General features: G+C 38.4%; 17 protein-coding genes. 7 read left to right on the top strand and 10 right to left on the bottom strand.

Translation table 11 applies throughout. The annotated features are described in order from the left end of the window. Window positions 1-148: 148 nt before the first annotated feature. Window positions 149-673 carry a type 1 glutamine amidotransferase domain-containing protein gene (locus tag AC3G7N_RS08745; RefSeq protein WP_489421768.1) on the top strand — a complete coding sequence of 175 codons (525 nt, stop codon included), beginning with the start codon at window positions 149-151 and terminating at the stop codon, window positions 671-673. A 267-nt stretch (window positions 674-940) separates the two neighbouring features. Here the strand turns inward: AC3G7N_RS08745 and AC3G7N_RS08740 are convergent, their stop codons facing one another. From AC3G7N_RS08740 to AC3G7N_RS08725, 4 genes are all read right to left on the bottom strand, one after another. Then, window positions 941-1225, bottom strand: coding sequence for a hypothetical protein (locus AC3G7N_RS08740; protein ID WP_489421767.1), 285 nt, complete (start codon window positions 1223-1225; stop codon window positions 941-943). A 24-nt stretch (window positions 1226-1249) separates the two neighbouring features. Continuing rightward, window positions 1250-2422: a TraB/GumN family protein gene (locus AC3G7N_RS08735; protein ID WP_489421766.1), complete on the bottom strand. Its 1173-nt coding sequence runs from the start codon at window positions 2420-2422 to the stop codon at window positions 1250-1252. A 238-nt stretch (window positions 2423-2660) separates the two neighbouring features. After that, window positions 2661-3119, bottom strand: coding sequence for an SRPBCC family protein (locus AC3G7N_RS08730; RefSeq protein ID WP_489421765.1), 459 nt, complete (start codon window positions 3117-3119; stop codon window positions 2661-2663). Continuing rightward, window positions 3112-3462 (bottom strand): MerR family transcriptional regulator, encoded by a 351-nt coding sequence (locus AC3G7N_RS08725; protein WP_489421764.1) that lies wholly within the window; start codon window positions 3460-3462, stop codon window positions 3112-3114. Before AC3G7N_RS08725 ends, AC3G7N_RS08730 begins: the two co-directional genes overlap by 8 nt. Before the next feature lie 224 nt (window positions 3463-3686). Between AC3G7N_RS08725 and AC3G7N_RS08720 the strand changes: the two genes are divergently transcribed. Further along, window positions 3687-4883 carry a PLL family lectin gene (locus tag AC3G7N_RS08720; RefSeq protein ID WP_489421763.1) on the top strand — a complete coding sequence of 399 codons (1197 nt, stop codon included), beginning with the start codon at window positions 3687-3689 and terminating at the stop codon, window positions 4881-4883. A gap of 96 nt (window positions 4884-4979) precedes the next feature. On the opposite strand, the gene AC3G7N_RS08715 is transcribed toward AC3G7N_RS08720, so the two are convergent. Continuing rightward, complete coding sequence (locus AC3G7N_RS08715) at window positions 4980-5585, bottom strand: SAM-dependent methyltransferase (RefSeq protein WP_489421762.1); 606 nt, start codon at window positions 5583-5585, stop codon at window positions 4980-4982. Window positions 5586-5714: 129 nt separating this feature from the next. Here AC3G7N_RS08715 and AC3G7N_RS08710 point away from each other — a divergent pair, with 129 nt between their 5' ends. Both AC3G7N_RS08710 and AC3G7N_RS08705 read left to right on the top strand, forming a co-directional pair. Then, window positions 5715-7085 (top strand): DUF2254 domain-containing protein, encoded by a 1371-nt coding sequence (locus AC3G7N_RS08710; protein ID WP_489421761.1) that lies wholly within the window; start codon window positions 5715-5717, stop codon window positions 7083-7085. A 189-nt stretch (window positions 7086-7274) separates the two neighbouring features. Continuing rightward, on the top strand, window positions 7275-10481 hold the full coding sequence (locus AC3G7N_RS08705; RefSeq protein WP_489421760.1) for an SNF2 helicase associated domain-containing protein: 3207 nt from the start codon (window positions 7275-7277) through the stop codon (window positions 10479-10481). Window positions 10482-10605: 124 nt separating this feature from the next. Here AC3G7N_RS08705 and AC3G7N_RS08700 read toward each other — a convergent pair whose 3' ends face one another. Together AC3G7N_RS08700 and AC3G7N_RS08695 are read right to left on the bottom strand one after the other, a co-directional pair. Continuing rightward, the gene (locus tag AC3G7N_RS08700; RefSeq protein ID WP_489421759.1) at window positions 10606-11220 is read right to left on the bottom strand and encodes an NUDIX hydrolase; all 615 of its coding nucleotides are present in this window, start codon (window positions 11218-11220) and stop codon (window positions 10606-10608) included. 40 nt (window positions 11221-11260) lie between these two features. Continuing rightward, the gene (locus tag AC3G7N_RS08695) at window positions 11261-11602 is read right to left on the bottom strand and encodes a zinc ribbon domain-containing protein YjdM (RefSeq protein WP_489421758.1); all 342 of its coding nucleotides are present in this window, start codon (window positions 11600-11602) and stop codon (window positions 11261-11263) included. 191 nt (window positions 11603-11793) lie between these two features. Between AC3G7N_RS08695 and AC3G7N_RS08690 the strand changes: the two genes are divergently transcribed. Continuing rightward, window positions 11794-12204 (top strand): YuzC family spore coat inner layer protein, encoded by a 411-nt coding sequence (locus AC3G7N_RS08690; RefSeq protein WP_489421757.1) that lies wholly within the window; start codon window positions 11794-11796, stop codon window positions 12202-12204. A 732-nt stretch (window positions 12205-12936) separates the two neighbouring features. Here AC3G7N_RS08690 and AC3G7N_RS08685 read toward each other — a convergent pair. Further along, a complete protein-coding gene (locus AC3G7N_RS08685; protein ID WP_489421756.1) occupies window positions 12937-14439 on the bottom strand; it encodes a malate:quinone oxidoreductase in 1503 nt (500 codons plus the stop codon). A 383-nt stretch (window positions 14440-14822) separates the two neighbouring features. On the opposite strand from AC3G7N_RS08685, the gene AC3G7N_RS08680 reads away from it, so the two are divergent. Further along, window positions 14823-14993: a hypothetical protein gene (locus AC3G7N_RS08680; RefSeq protein WP_489421755.1), complete on the top strand. Its 171-nt coding sequence runs from the start codon at window positions 14823-14825 to the stop codon at window positions 14991-14993. A 43-nt stretch (window positions 14994-15036) separates the two neighbouring features. Next, window positions 15037-15159, top strand: coding sequence for a DUF6254 family protein (locus AC3G7N_RS08675; protein ID WP_489421754.1), 123 nt, complete (start codon window positions 15037-15039; stop codon window positions 15157-15159). Window positions 15160-15311: 152 nt separating this feature from the next. Here AC3G7N_RS08675 and cudC read toward each other — a convergent pair whose 3' ends face one another. Together cudC and AC3G7N_RS08665 are read right to left on the bottom strand one after the other, a co-directional pair. Next, entirely contained in the window at window positions 15312-15890 is a 579-nt protein-coding gene (cudC, locus tag AC3G7N_RS08670; RefSeq protein ID WP_489421753.1) for a choline uptake/conversion transcriptional regulator CudC, read from the bottom strand. 211 nt (window positions 15891-16101) lie between these two features. Beyond that, window positions 16102-16986 carry a glycine betaine ABC transporter substrate-binding protein gene (locus AC3G7N_RS08665; protein WP_489421752.1) on the bottom strand — a complete coding sequence of 295 codons (885 nt, stop codon included), beginning with the start codon at window positions 16984-16986 and terminating at the stop codon, window positions 16102-16104. Window positions 16987-17282: the final 296 nt, after the last annotated feature.

Genomic DNA, 17282 nt, shown 5'->3' with positions numbered 1-17282 from the left:
AACCGTCATGATACCCACTAGTTTATTAATAAGGAGTAAATATGGAACATAAATAACACTACTCCCTAAGTTTCATAGTCCTGCAAGAAAATCGAAATTACAGCTTACCTCTGATACACTTGAATTATTACAGTATGGAGGGATCTACATGCGACTTAAAGATAAAAAGGTGATTGCACTTGTGGAACATGACTTTGAAGATTTAGAGCTTTGGTATCCAGTTTTGCGCCTGCAAGAAGAAGGCGCAACCATCCATTTAGTTGGTAAAGAAGCAAACAAGAATTACATTGGCAAATATGGTGTACCTGCTGAGTCAGAATATGCTTTTACTGCTATTAATTCAGCTGACTATGATGCGATCCTTGTTCCTGGTGGATGGGCTCCAGATAAATTACGCCGTTACCCTGAAGTTCTGAAGATTATTAAAGAAATGGATGAAGCAAAAAAACCAATCGGACAAATATGTCATGCTGGCTGGGTGCTCATTTCAGCAGATATCTTACAAGGGAAAAATGTAACCAGCACACCTGGTATCAAGGATGACATGACGAACGCCGGAGCTACTTGGAGTGACGAGTCAGTAGTGGTTGACGGTCACATCGTATCAAGCCGTCGCCCACCAGATTTACCCCCTTACGTAAAGGCTTTCGCGGATAAATTAGCTGAAAGTTAACACCTGGTCTACACATTTATTTAAATTGCGCAACTCTCAGCGTAAATAGCGCGCTATCTACTTAGCATCGTGCAATAAATTGGATTATCGCGCATCGACCATATGAAAACGCGCGGTAAGGCTACCAGTGCACGATTTCGATAATGTGGTGCGCGATTCTAAGATTTATTGCGCGACTTCAATGGATTATCGCGCGACTCTATTTCTACGTAAAAGATCCCTACGCACTAGCTAGTTGCGAGGGATCTTTTATATAGTAAAACCATATTACTTTTTCCTGTGTTCCTTAAATGCTTTAATAAACTCTTGCGGAGATGACTTCACTGTGTACGTGTATAGGCCTCCAATAGTGTGTAGATAAAGAAGGCCCCCCGTGCCACCAAATATTCGGTAAGATACGTCAAGTACATCTTGAATAGGAAACTCGCGATGCTGGGTAACGATCTTGCCGCTATACAAGTATAGGGCACGTTCATACTCGATGTTTAGCTGTTCTAAGCTGTTAACCTCTCGTTGAACCTTAACATAGGGTTGTACTGCTATTAATTCCATGTAGCCCTCCTATAGATCCTTACATTACAAGTTTTCGAAAAACAAACGAATGACGTCAGCTCCGCCTATGAATGTTCCAAGTGAACTACCTAAGTTCGCTAGTACAACAACGAGCAGTATACGTGTTACTTTATTGTTCCAAAAACCTTTTACACTATAAACATCTTCCGAAAGGTTTTCAAAATCGCCTACATTCGGTCGTACGAAATAGGCTTGGACAAATCCCGCAAACCACCCAGCGGCAGTAATTGGATCGAGCGACGTAATCGGTGCTGCAACAAAGGCAGTAAGAATTGCAAGTGGGTGTCCGAACGCAATTGCAACTCCAATTGCTGATAGGAAACCATTCCATAGCACCCAGCTGATTGTTTGCTGAAGCGCAGCATCTGGATTAGTGTAAAAAGTATAAGCGATAATCGAAAGAAGAAAAATTGGAATGAGCCAAGCAATAATTTTAGGTGCCTTCGACTTAGGAGGAACCTGAGATAGACGTTCTAGATCATGTTCCTTATTTATTTCAACTTTAATACCAGGAACGTGAGCAGCTCCTAAGACGGCAACGATTTTTTTCCCCGGTGCTTCTTTAATTTTTTGGGACAAATACTGATCCCGTTCATCAATTAAAGGCTTCTTTAATTTTGGGAAATTAGCCGTCATATCATCAAGCATCGAATCCAGCATATCCTGAGACTTCATTTTTTCCAGGTCCTCTTCCGAAATCGTTTCTTTTGTAAAGATACTACCGATAACCTGCATGAGAAGAATTCCTTTACCCTTCAACCCAACTCCGCGCCATACACGGGAAAAGGTCGTTTGGATGTTTCGATCAGCTAAGACCAGATCAGCATTAATAGCTTTAGCAGATTCAATCCCCTGAATCATTTCTTGTCCCGCATTAATACCAAATTGTTTTGCCATGCGTCGCTGAAAAGAGGATATAGCAAGATTCATTAATAGCAATGTCGCTTTCTTTTCTTTAATAACCTTAAATATATCCATATCACGCCATTTATTCCCGTCCATAATGGATTGATATCGCTCGGCGTCAAGCTCTATGCAAACAGAATCTGGATTTTCAGCTTCAATAACTTCCTTTACTTGTTCGGCACTGTGCTTCGATATGTGCGCAGTTCCAATGAGTATAATTTCCTTACCATCTAATTGTATTCTCGTAATATTTTCATTTTCCTCAGACATAAACTACCAACTTTCCTCAATTTAACAAAGACCTACTTAAAATAATAAACTAGATTGCGTTAAATTAGAATTAATTTCCTCGTAAAAATCAATAAAGAAAGGATAAAATGCGATGACTGACAATAAAGTATTTTGTGATTTCGAAGCGGGCATTTTTTCTTAGGGGATTATTTATAAATAAAAATGTATATAACGAAAGCACCGCAATTTCGGTGCTTTATACAATATAAAGGCTCGATTAGTAGGAATCCTTCAAAGCTTCGTCACGAACCAGATTCACAAACTCATTAACTACTTTTTCGTTATTCTTCTTCCCCCCTAATTTTAACAAAGATCTACCTAGAAAATTCATTCCCTCGTTTTGGCCCGAATAGATAAACTTTGTTTGTTGATCGTTTTCTTTCATTAACGTAAAAGTCGTTTGAACTTTAAAAGCTTTAGCTAAAACAAATTCTATTTTCTCATGTTTTCTCTGATCTGTATTTTCGTACTCGAGAATTGTTACGATATAGGTTTCTTTTCTTTTACCTTCTTGATAGGTCTGTTGATACCTTGAACCTATAACACCTTCTTTCCTTTCTATCACTTTATGCTCAACTACATTTGGCATTATCCTTTGAATCATTTCATCGTCAAAGAGGGCCCACACTGTATCTATATCAGTAGGGATCATTATTTCTTTATCCCACTTAATCATTTATCTCAACTCCATTCCCATAATCAATAAATTCATCTATCTCTTTAATCAATGACTCTATTTCTGTTACTTGTTGTCCCAGCTTGCTTTTCTTCTCTTGTAATATCTCTTCAAGTTCATCCAATGAACGCTTTTTAACGACATCTATCATTTCTTGAATAGAGAAGTCAAATTTTCGCAGGTAATATAACAACCGGGCAGTTAAATAAGAATTGTTGTCATAGTAAGCATAATGGTTAGCAGGATCAATATACACAGGCTCCAGAAGTTTAATTTTTGCGTAATACCTCAGGGTCTCTTTTGTCAGTTCTGTCATTAATGCAAACTCACCAACACGATACATTTTATTCCCCCCTTTCAAAATCTACTATAAACCATGTGGTGCACCACGCTGTCAATCACACTTGCTTACGGAGAAGTAAGGGCACCTAAAAACTGCTAAAAAGCGAGAGCACCTTCTTTTCTAGAAGGTACCCCGCTTTTTTATGGTTTACGGCAATTATGATAATTCATTCCCGATTAGCCCAAAGTTGCATATACTGACCTATAATTTAGAGGAGGTATTAGATGTTTAGATACACAGATCAACCAGCTCCAGTAACTTATTATTATGGTGAACCTTATATGTATGCTCGTCAACATCCAAGTGTACAGGAAATTATGCAGACGCTTCGTTCCCAGCACAATAATTTGTATTCCCAGTTAGAGCAAGCCGGAATGAACCGGTATATAATTGATTACGTATTTTCCCTCGTTGTTGGTTATACAATTAACCAAGCAGACACAAATCAATCAGCTAATCAAATATATAATCAATTTCAGAGCCGAATCCCTTGGCTCAACCTATTGTTCAGGCAATTTAATGTTTCACAGAACCTTGCAGATCGAATACTAGTGAGAGTGATTCAATTAACTTTAAATGAAATTGGAGGCGACGGAAGTCAACCTGGTCAGGGCTGGACGGGTTGGGAGAGTTTAGGTGGCACATTAACTTCCGCCCCTACAGTAGCTTCTTGGCAACCGAATCGGCTTGATGTCTTTGCAAGGGGAACAGACCAAAGTCTCTACCATAAATGGTGGAATGGAAACAGGTGGAGCGACTGGGAGGGCCTTGGAGGCACATTAACCTCAGCACCTGCAGCGGTGTCTTGGGGACCCAATCGGATTGATGTCTTTGTTAGAGGAACAGATAACAGTTTATATCATAAATGGTGGGATGGAAGCAGTTGGAGTCAGTGGGAAAGTCTTGGAGGTACGTTAACAAGTGCCCCCGCAGTCTCTTCACGCCGTCCAAACCAGCTTGATGTTTTTGTAAGAGGAACGAATCAAAGGCTTTATAAGAAAACATGGAATGGCTCTGCTTGGGAAAATTGGGAAGATCTTGGTGGTACATTAACATCAGCACCGGCCGCAGTATCCTGGGGTCCTAACCGGATTGATGTCTTCGCAAGAGGTCAAAATCAAGATTTAATTCACAAATGGTGGAATGGAAGCAGTTGGAGTGATTGGGAAAGCCTTGGCGGAAGACTCACATCAGGACCTGCTGTTTCTTCTAAACGTCCTAACCGACTACAAGTATTTGCCAGAGGAACGAATCAAAATCTATATTTACTAACATGGAATGGTTCTCGTTGGTCTAGTTGGGAAAACCTTGGTGGTTCCTTAAATTCTGAGCCAGCAGCTGTATCTTGGGGGCCAAATCGTACTGATGTTTTTGCAAGAGGCCAAAATCAAGACCTTATCCATTTATATCAAGGACAATAAATGAATTTTTGGGGCAGTTCCATAAGGAGAGGCTAAAAACCTCTTCTATTTTTTTACATTAACAAAACCAAGTAAATAACCTGGGTTATCTAAGACCTAGGTCAAGCTATAGATTAAAAACCGCTCATAAGGATCATTGTTATATAAATCTGGTATGGAGATTTCTTTATTTAATTCAAAAGAGGTGTCGTTTTCTAGATAATAAATATAATCCTCTGAACTATAATATAGAATCAAATCTACCTTTCGTTCTGATTGTTCGACTGAAAACAATATATTGTTTATGATTTTCATAAAAATTTCTTTTGAAAAAGGATTAAAAAAATAAAAACGATTGTCTAATGGATTGACCAGATAGTCTTCTGCTAAGCAACAATTGAAGTCAATCCTATCGTTATCCTTTTTAGTTTTCCCTACATAACTCGCTCGATTTTGAACTGCTATTTGATGGAAAGTCTCGTTCATTTCTACCCCTACCACAGATGCATTGTAAAAATAGTTGATATAGAAATTTAACCTTCCCTTTCCAGATCCAAAGTCTACTACACGATCACCACTTTTCAATTCATATTTCTCAAACAATATTTCTAACGCACTATATTGTGTTGGCTCATACGTATAATAATGGGAAGATATATTGTCCGCCTTTTGGTATCCACCTGTATTTACATTGAGTAATTTCTCATAATAGTACTCTTTCATTTCTTCACTCCATTCTTGAAGACTGAGCAACTCTAATACTTTTCGTTTACTTCTTTTAAATTAGGGTAATTATACAAAATCATCATAAGCGGCATACTAATTAGTACAAATGAAAAGGAGCCACAAGTTATGTTTCTTAATTTATTACCAACACCTATCAGAAAATACTTTCTGATGTCCAAACGCCAACGCCAGCATGAGCTTCAGTTAACATTGTGGCGTACTCCATTATTATATATTATTGCTACATTCTTCCTGGTAGCCTTTACGTTATTTCTTGATGTGGGGCTTGGTTCAGCTAATTATACCATCGACTTTTTCCATGCTGATTTTGAAACCACTAGACTGCTGATTAGTGCACTTATTGGAGGTATTCTAACCTTAAGCGCATTTACATTAAACTCTCTCTTAGTAGTTTTAACAACATTTAGTGGACAATTTTCTCCCAGAATGCTGCAGAATTTTGTGAAAGATAAGCAAACGCAACATATATTAGGGATCTTTAACGGTAGTTTTGTATTTGTCCTGGTTATGTTTCTTTTTATTAGTAGCCATCCGGTAGAGTACTTCGTCGCTGTACCCTTTGCAACAGCGGGAATTGCATTTTTAGACGTCCTTACGTTTATTTATTTTATCAATCATTCTACTGCCTGGATGCAAGTGCATAACATTACAGATGGTATGAAAAGGGTTTCTGAAGATATTATTCTTGGCACATTAAAAAAAGATTTAGAGAATTATCGAGTAGAAGAGCCTGGAGATCTAATGAAAACCTATCAAGTCTCCCAAAAAGCAGTTAAAGCAACTGACTCTGGCTATGTACAATTAATTAATTTTTACGAAATGGTTGAAGAGGCTAAAAAAGATAATATCATTATTAAGATGGAAACTCGAGTGGGCAGTTTTACTTTAAAAGATAACTTGTTATTTTCTTATTGGGGTCCAAATGCGGAAAACATTGATGAAAAAAAGTATCTCCACATGATTAATATGGGACACAAGGAAACTGAAATTCAGGATCTTAAGATGACAATGAACAAGCTTTCGGAAATTGCAATTAAAGCGATGGGAAATAATGACCCAAAAACAGCTACAAATACCATACACCAGTTGTCTGATTTGTTGTTGACATTGGATCGAAACATCACGTTCACACCATATGTCGCTGATGAAAACAAACAAGTACGTCTAATTATTGGGATAGAGGGCTTTGATTATTACCTCTATCAGGGGTTTGGAACCATTCGTCATTACGCTCAAAAAGATTATCCAATTATAACAGAAATTATAGCTTCCCTGGGAAAGCTGGCAAAATCAATTGACTCTTCCAGACATGACATCCTTTGGAGATTTTCCAAAAATACATTGGATCATATAAGTACAGAGTTCATTTTTGACTTGGACAGAGACCTGTTATTAAATAAAGTATATGAACTTGCAGAAACTACCAGCAATGTGGAAGAATACTATGAGATTAAGGAACACTTAACAAGCCAATAGGGTTGTTTTCCATTCCTTTATACAGGCAGGCTAGTTTCAAGAAATAGTATGATAGAAATTATAGCAAACACTGTTTAGTGTACGTAATAAAAACTTGTCTTTACTATGTGATACAATCGTATTAATTAGATCTTGCGCAAACAGAGTCTTGGATTACTGTAACGAACTATCCTCAGGGGGGCGAGGCAATTGAATATAGAATTAGATCAGAAAATCATTGAAAAAATGTGCGGTACAGTCTCCTTCAAAAGAGGAGACTCTTTTTATCGCGCCAACAAAGTTACATTTGATAATTACAGTCCAGATCATTGTCAAGCAACTGTTAGAGGGGCTGAGGATTTCCATGTCACCATCGAAAGAAAGTCTAGCGGGGCTTTTCATACAAATTGCAGTTGCCCAACGCTGCCTTCCTTTAAAAGTGATTGTCAGCATATTGCGGGAGTTCTACTGGCAATTTATGAACGGCAGCGCCAGGCAAATTCTGCCGGTGGAAGCAACTCCTCAACAAATCAGGAGCTCACAAGCGGATTAATGACTCTCTTTGATGGACAACCCATACGATCAAGCCGCCATCAGCTTCACTTTGAAAACAGACAAGTGCTTGATACAACTTTTACGTGTAAACCCGTCATCATGAACAAATCGCGACACATGTTTGGAATAGAAATAAAGATCGGTCAAACCAATGTTCAAAACATCCGGCAAGTTCTCGAACATGTGAAAAAAGGCAACCCAAGCGTCCTATCCAGTTCATTCACCTATAACCCTAGCCTTCATTGCTTTCAAAAAGAAACAGATGCCGTTATTCAAGCGCTTATTCAGGTAATTGATGATGAAAAGGTTTACGGAGAAAAATCCGACTTTACAATCAATAATCACATGTTACTCATCCCACCATCCTCTTGGGAACAGCTTACCCCCCTACTTACAGAAGCGCCTTTGGTGAAAATTGAGTATAACGGGAATACGCATGATGGCCTACAGTTATCGGACGAAAAGCTTCCTTTACAGTTTAACTTTACAGAAACAATTGGAAAAGGCCACCAGCTGCAGATTAAAGGGCTGAATCCGATGGTTGTGTTGAATTCATATAGTTCTGTTCTATCTGGTGGAAAAATAGCCAAGCTGAAAAACGAGGATTGTCAACGTCTTTCTGAATTAAAACATATGTTAGATGCTTCAGAAACAAATCAAATTTCGATTTCACATAAGCAGTTGAACTTTTTTCTGGAAAAAGTAGTTCCAAGCTTGAGGAAAATAGGAGATGTCAAACTGACTGATGCTATTTCCAACCATGTTAGGAAATCACCCCTAATTGCCAAGCTATACTTAGATCGCGTGAAAAACCGACTGCTCGCCGGGCTTGAATTCCACTATGAAAACACAGTGATTAATCCGTTAGAAAATCGCGAACTACGGGTAGGATCCGTACTTATAAGAGATGTAGAGAAGGAAGACGAAGTTCTGAAACTGATGGAAGATAGCAGTTTTGGCAAAACGGATGGCGGGTATTTTTTGCATAATGAAGAGCTGGAGTATCAGTTTTTGTACCACGTTGTTCCGAAACTGCAAAAGCTTGTACAAATATATGCAACTACAGCAGTAAGAAATCGTGTTACTAAAGGAAAATACATGCCGCAAATTAGGGTCAAGGTCAAAAAGGAACGGACAAATTGGCTGGAATTCAAGTTTGAAATGGAGGGCATTCACGAAAAACACATTCGTGAAATTCTTGCGGCACTAGAAGAAAAACGAAACTACTATCGGTTAGGGAACGGATCTCTCCTCTCATTGGAAACAAAGGAATTTGAAGAAATTAATCGTTTTCTAAATGCCGTTCCAGTTCAGGATGAAGATTTGGAAAGTGGCTTGAATTTACCAGTCATCCGGGGTCTTCACGCTCTTGATTCTGTTGATGATAATAATGTATTCACGATAGAGGAATCATTCCGTCAGTTCCTGGAAGACATTCGCAATCCTGACAGTTTGGAGTTCACGGTGCCAAATAGAGTAGCGTCAATCTTGAGAGACTACCAAAAAGACGGCTACAAATGGATGAAAAAACTTGCAAGCTATGGATTTGGTGGGATTCTTGCAGATGACATGGGACTGGGTAAAACACTGCAAAGCATTACGTTCATTCTGTCAGAGCTGCCTAACATCCGGCAAAAGAAGCTGCCTGTCCTTATTGCTTGTCCATCTTCTTTGACGTATAACTGGCTTAATGAAATCATAAAATTTGCTCCGGATATAAAAGCCAAGGTTGTAGATGGTACGAAAACAGAACGGTCCAATATACAAAAGGATGTCATGGATATGGACGTTGTCATTACCTCCTATCCGCTGTTACGGACAGATATAAAATGGTACGAAAAACAAGCTTTCCAAACCGTATTCTTTGATGAGGCACAGGCATTTAAAAACCCTTTGACCCAAACAGCTCGAGCGGTTAAAAAGATTCAAGCTGATTATCGCTTTGCACTTACAGGTACGCCTGTCGAAAATTCGCAAGAGGATCTATGGTCCATTTTTCATGTGGTCTTTCCTGAGTTATTTCAGGGATTAAAGGAATACAGTAATCTGTCAAGGAAGAAAATTGCCCGAAGGATCCGTCCGTTTTTACTTCGAAGGCTGAAAGAGGATGTACTTTCAGAGCTCCCTAAAAAGGTTGAGGCAACGGATTCCGTGGAGTTATATCCCGATCAAAAGAAGCTGTATGCCGCCTATTTGGCGAAGCTCCGACATGACACACTAAAGCATCTGGACAAGGATACACTACGGAAAAATCGTATAAGGATTCTAGCTGGTCTTACCCGATTACGGCAGATTTGTTGTCACCCAGCTTTATTTGTGGACGACTATAAAGGGAGCTCAGCAAAATTTGAGCAACTGATGCAGATTGTAGAAGAATCAAGGCAGGCCGGCAGAAGGGTATTAATTTTCTCCCAATTCACGAAAATGCTTGGGCTAATAGGTAGAAATTTATCAACTCAGGGTTTACCCTTTTTCTACCTTGATGGACAAACCCCGTCAAAAGACCGAGTGGAAATCAGCAATCGATTTAATGCAGGTGAACGTAATATATTCCTTATTTCCTTGAAGGCAGGCGGAACAGGTCTCAACCTTACAGGTGCCGATACCGTTATCCTATATGACATTTGGTGGAATCCCGCAGTCGAGGAGCAGGCAGCTGACCGTGCCCATCGGATTGGACAGTCAAATGTTGTGCAGGTCATTAAGCTCGTTGCCCGTGGAACAATTGAGGAAAAAATGAATGAACTGCAGGAGAAAAAGCGGCATCTCGTTGAAGAAATCATTCATTCTGATGATAAGTCACCCTCTACTCTAACCGAGGAAGACATTCGGGAGATACTTGACGTAGAAATTAAGACATAAGTGTTATTTTTGACCTATGTCTTAATTTGGCAGTTAAGAAAACCTTTCTTACTACATAAGTGCAACTAAGGCTTTCGCCATTAAGTTTTCTACTATTCTCCGATTAAGCTATCCACTGGGAGCTTTAACTAATCACATCAGTGAAATGAGCAAGAATTTTTGCAGTTAAGCCCCAGATGACCTTATCCTCATAGATGAAGAAATATTCGTCAATTTTTCCTGTACGCCAATTATAGTCATGACCCCCAGCAATCAGATCAAATGGGAAGTCATCCTCTGGCTCCACTTTAACGTCTACGGAGTATATTTTCGGGCTTGTTTTCAGAAAGAAGGATAATGGTACCGTAAACACCGCCTCAACTTCTGCTGGATTAGGTTTGATAGATTCTGAGCCATCAATGAATCCTACGTACGGATAAACTATCATTCCAAATGGAGATACCAGATAATCCAATGGAAAAACATCGGAAATTTGCTCTTTACTAATCCCTAATTCTTCCTCTGTTTCCCTGATGGCTGCAGACTTAACAGTTTTGTCCTGCTTATCTACTCTTCCTCCCGGGAAACAGATTTCTCCAGGTTGCCTTCTTAATTTGTGGGAACGAACCTCAAAAAGAATATGTATTCCGTTGTCCTGTTGAATGAGCGGCAACAGAACAGCAAACTTGGCAAATTTTTCACTGCCAAGGATAGAGGAAGAATGTTCTTTTACCTTTTCGCGGAGTGTTTTCGAATCCATGCATTCACCTCATTCCTGTTCGTTTAGCTTTATATCCCGTTTATACCTTTTTAACAAATTTAGTTTTTAATTGCATAGCGCCGAAACCATCAATTTTGCAATCAATATCATGGTCTCCATCAATCAAACGTATATGTTTTACTTTTGTACCTAATTTCAAAACCGATGAACTTCCTTTTACTTTAAGGTCTTTAATTACTGTTACAGAATCGCCATCATTTAAGATATTTCCATTCGCATCTTTGAAAATCTTTTTATCCTCACTATTATCGTTTTCTGAATCTAAATTCCATTCATGGCCACATTCCGGGCAAACAACAAGGCTTCCATCTTCATAAGTATATTCTGAGTTACATTTTGGGCAATTTGGCAAGTCTAACATAACTTCACTTTTCCTCCATTCGGTAGTATATAGGGATATTTATATACTACCATGCCTTCTTACAAACCTCATTTATTTATGATATGTTTCAACATAATGCACTGGATAGTCTTTTAGCTAAACAAACATCAATATCACGTCATTCATTCCTAGGAATATAGTGTAGGAAATTATTCAAGGAGGTAAATGCAATGGATTATCCTCAGCAACCTTATCCAGTATACTGCTATCCAGATCGGCGAATGTATGAGCAACCTACTTATTGGTATCCCGAGCCAAATGCTTATTACACAAACGATCGGCCACAATCCCTTGATGTTGATCCGACACTCTTTTATCAATCTGCAAAGGAATTCAAGCAACTTATGAAAAATGCCACAGTTGTCTTAAACAAACTATCTGAATCGGAGGATTTTGCCTACAAAGTAATGGATGCTGCACAAAAAAATAAATCAGAAAAAGTAAAAGAGCTAATTAAATCAACAGGAGTTCCTGGAGATGTGGAAATAAGCTTTAACCCTGATGGAATTAATATAACCATAATTTCTAAGGTGGAAGACATCGATTGTTGTAAACTAGTGATGGCACTCCGATGGCGCTAATATGTGAAAAAACGGCTTCCTTTTTAAAATAGAATAGCCATTTTAATTGGTAGGTTGAAATGAATGTTATTTACAATTAAGTGATCTGCAAAAGTCTCGGGAAGAGAATTTTAGTTAGAAGTTGTATTTTTCTGCTCTTCCATGAAGACGATTCGTCCTATTTGAAGTACTACGGAAAGGCTGTCGATAAAATACCTTTATTATTATTAAATATTTTCTCATTAAAACAATTAAGAAAAGCTCAGGGCGTCTTGAAAGACACGACAAGCAGAGCGGTGCAGTGTGGATGGGTTTCCTCGCGCGGAAGCGAACTGCTTATGTCTCGAGTGTCTAGGCGCTGGAGCTAGACACGAAAAGCGCAAGCGCCTTGAAAGACACGACAAGCATAAGCAGAGCGGTGCAGTGTGGGTGCTTTGCCCGCACGGAAGCGAACTGCTTATGTCTCGAGTGTCTAGGCGCTGGAGCTAGACACGAAAAGCGCAAGCGCCTTGAAAGACACGACAAGCATAAGCAGAGCGGTGCAGTGTGGGTGCTTTGCCCGCACGGAAGCGAACTGCTTATGTCTCGAGTGTCTAGGCGCTGGAGCTAGACAGACTTTCGGTTATACTTTCTTTACAATTAAAAAAACCCCTTGAACGTTTTAAACAGTTCAAGGGGTTTTTTTGATTTGTCATAGAAGCAATTATCCATTGACAAAAAATGTTCATTCCATTTATTTCCACATCCAAAGAATCAACTGGATACTGCCTCTTTCCCGCTAAGACCCAGCGTCTTCGCTGTTGAGGCATGAATATTTTCAAATAGCTCTGGATTCTCTACTAGTGACTCGCCGTAAGAAGGGATCATTTCTTTAATTTTCGGTTCCCACTCTTTCAGATGCTGAGGGAAGCATTTTTCAAAAATGTCAAGCATAACGTGAACAGCAGTAGAAGCACCCGGAGAAGCACCGAGCAACGCAGCTATAGAGCCGTCAGCAGAACTAACAAGTTCCGTACCAAATTGAAGTGTTCCTTTACCGCCAGCCTCAGTATCTTTGATAACTTGCACACGCTGCCCCGCTAACACGATATCCCAATCCTCGCTTTTGGCGTTCGGAATAAACTCACGTATTTCTTCCATGCGCTTTTCATTAGATAACATAACTTGCTGGATCAAGTACTTTGTCAACGACATCTCTTTTGCGCCTGCCGATAACATCGTTAAAAGATTATCCGATTTTACCGAAGTTAATAAATCAAACATTGAACCTGTTTTTAAAAACTTTGGTGAGAAGCCCGCAAACGGTCCAAACAGTAACGATTTTTTGTTATCGATATATCTTGTATCAAGATGCGGAACAGACATTGGCGGAGCGCCAACCTTAGCTTTACCATATACTTTTCCATCATGCTGCGCTACAACTTCCGGATTGTTACATACCATAAATAGTCCGCTCACCGGAAACCCGCCAAAATGTTTTGATTCAGGAATACCGGTTTTTTGTAATAAAGGCAGACTTCCGCCTCCACCACCGATAAAGACGAACTTTGCAGTATGGCATTCGATTTTACCGCCATCGATATCATGCACTTTGACTTCCCACTTGCCATCGCTAGTACGTTTAATATCCTCAACACTATGCTTGTAGTTTACCTCGATGTTTTCACTTTCCATGTGTTCAAACAACTTGCGTGTTAAAGCACCAAAATTGACATCTGTTCCAGAGTCGATTTTTGTTGCCGCAATCGCTTCATTTGATTTACGCCCTTCCATGATAAGCGGAATCCATTCCTTTAGTTTTTCAGGGTCATCGGAAAACTTCATCCCTTGAAACAGAGGATTGTTTGACAGCGTCTCAAAGCGTTTTTTCAGATACGTTACATTGTCATCCCCTTGTACCAAACTCATATGCGGCAGTGGCATGATAAAGTCCTGCGGGTTACGAATCAGATTGTTGTTTACAAGATAAGACCAAAACTGTCTAGAGAGTTGAAATTGTTCATTAACTTTTATAGCTTTGCTAATATCTATCGATCCGTCAGGTTTTTCGGATGTATAGTTAAGCTCGCACAGTGCAGAATGGCCCGTACCCGCATTGTTCCATTCGTTAGAGCTTTCTTCTCCTGCTTTATCGAGTTTCTCAAACACTGTAATTTCCCAGTCCGGTGCTAATTCTTTCAGTAATGATCCCAAAGTCGCACTCATGACTCCGGCACCAATTAAGATAACGTCTGTTTCTTTAGGCATGTTGCTCATATTAACCATCCTTAAAACTTTGATTTACCAAAAAGGTGTAGGCGTAAGCTAGTCTTACACCATATCCATTATACTCCTCTTTATTGTGTATCACAATTTTTTTAAGTATGGCTTAATAAAGTTGGTGAATATTTGGTAGTAATAATGAACTGTTTAAAGCTCTTATGAGTGGAAGTTACTCCACAGAATACAGATAACTACTTAAAGAAAGACCAAACTTGAGAAACATTATAATCGTATATATTTACCCAAATGCTTCAAAAGGAGCATTATTATTTGAAAATGCTCCTTTTCTTAGTAATTTAGAGTTAACAAACCGGATCATTTTGTACGAATATTTCATTCATTTTTTCCCATACTAATTCAAAAAAGGAGGGAAATTAATGGCCAAACGAACAAAGAAAAATGATCCACAACAAAAGAATAAAAAAGGATTTGATTCCAGTAAAACGGATTCGGAGTTCTCTAAGGAATTTGGGAGTGCAGCTGCAAATCAGGCTCACAAAAATAAAGCAAAAAAAGAAAGAGCATCTAAAACCCAAAATAATGGATAGGTTAAACTGATTATTGACACTTTGAAAAGGAGTGGTAATATACATGTCTAAATCTAAACGACAACAAGAACGGGAATGGCAAGGCAGGAAACAATCACAAAACCCACACGGAAAAGTTAAATCTCTTGAGCAGCTAGCTGACGATACTAGCAAAGATAAAAAATAAGCAAAGGCGCATTTCCTGTTTGTTTAAATTACTCTAGAATAAAAGGGTCAGTTCCCCATTGCGCTAACACATGAGCACAACGTGGGACTGACCCTTTCAGGTTATCTACATTTTACAAACTTACCAGTTAATTTCTATGGCCTTTATTATAACTAATCCCTTTCACCTTCATCTTCAACGGGTATATAATTATATATTTCGCCAGATTTAGTAAGTTTGGTAAGCTTATCCAACCAATGATAATATATCATAGCTTCATCGAGTTGTTGATAATGCAACACAGCTTTTTCTCGTAATGTTTCATCTGTTTCACTATTTTCAATTACCTCATTGAGTTGTTCTTGAGCCTTCCTAATACTAACCAAAAACATACTCACTTCGCGTTCCCATTTCATACCATAAAATTGAGAGAAATAATTGAAGAAATTTTTTTCAGCCATGAATGAATCTTTTCTTGAACCCTTCTGCCATACCTTTTGAACGATATTGATTTCTTGAAGCTTTCTAACAGATGTACTCATGCTCGGTTTACTCATACCGAGTGCTTCTTTCATTTCATCCAGGGTAATAGGCTGATGTTTAAAATACATTGTTGCGTACAGACGTCCCACTGAAGGGGTAACACCATATAGGTCCATCGTTTCTGAAATCGTATTAACCATCATACTTTCAGCTTGATCAATTTTTTCTTTGGCTTTTTCATTATTAAAGTTATTCCGATTTCCTTCCATTGTGGCACCTCTTTTTCGTGGAAAATAAGAGCATTTTGCTGTTAAATTGATTAATTATAAATTAAATGTTTCTTTTATTTTATAATTAATAGTACTAAGATGCAACTTTAATTCAGCATTAGCTTTCTTAATCAAATACCTCGCAAAAAAGTTTCATTCTTTGTAAAAAAAGAGACGATTCTCTTATCGAGTATCATCTCTTTCCTTACGTTTACTTCATCCATTTTTCAACTAAATCCTGATTTTCTTCCACCCATTTTTGTGCGCCTTTAATAGGATTGTCTTTGTTTTCTTTAATAGTAATCATTAATTCACCAAGTTGCTTGTCGTTCAATTTAAAGTTTTTCAACCATTTACTAACTTTTGGATTGTCTGAATTAAATCCTTCACGGGTTGCCATATAAATCTTTTCTACTCCACCAAAGGTTTTTTTCGGATCTTCCAAGAACTTTAAGTCCACTTCAGAAAACACATAATGTGGTTTCCACAGCGGCGCAACGATAGGTTCTTTTTCTTCAACTGCATTCTTAATGGATGAGATCATTGCGGCCGTACTGCTCGCTACCAATTCATAATCAAGACCGTATTCCTTAATTACTTCTTGTGTTACCAGCATTGTTCCTGCCCCAGACTCAAAACCTATTATTTCGCTATTGAATTTATCTTTGTATTCATTTAAATCTTTAATACTGTTTACATTTTCCATATACGTTGGAACGGCCAATCCAACTTTCCCATTTTCATACCAAGGATCTTCGAAAAAATTAGCTTGGTCTTTATACTTTTCATAGTAACTCTTATCTTGCACCGGCAACCAAATTTCTGGTGCCACATCTAATTCTCCTGAAGCTAAAGCTGCCATCTGAGGACCCATTCCAAGAAGTTTTAACTCCACTTCATAACCTTCATCCTCCAGAATAGCCTTCCACAAATTTGTGACTGCAATATTTTCTGGCCAATTAATCTGGCCAATCGTGATTGTCCCTTTGCTTTCATTCGATTCGCCAGTTGTACTACCTGACTCGTCACCTCCACTAGTTGAACTGCAAGCTGCTAGTACAAAAAGTATGATAGTAAATAAAGTTAATTGAGTCATTCTGCGAAAACTCATTGATTGTCAAACACCTTTCTGATTTATATTTTGGCAAACATCTATTAAGAAAAAACACACACTTTTGCCAAGAGTGCTAGTAGATAACTTTGGATTACTAACTTAGCCCCCTTTATTAAATAAAATAAATACATTTAATATTTTTTAAATGTTTTTTACTCTATGTATTAGGTTAACGAAAGATTTTGTTTTGTCAAATCGGAATATTTAGTTCCTCTTGGTTCATTGTTGTCTTATCAGGGATAGAACAACTTCCTATTGTTTCAACGTTTGACAAGTAA

The sequence above is a fragment of the Virgibacillus carmonensis genome, from assembly GCF_057836705.1.
This window is presented reverse-complemented; position numbering and strand designations above follow the sequence as displayed.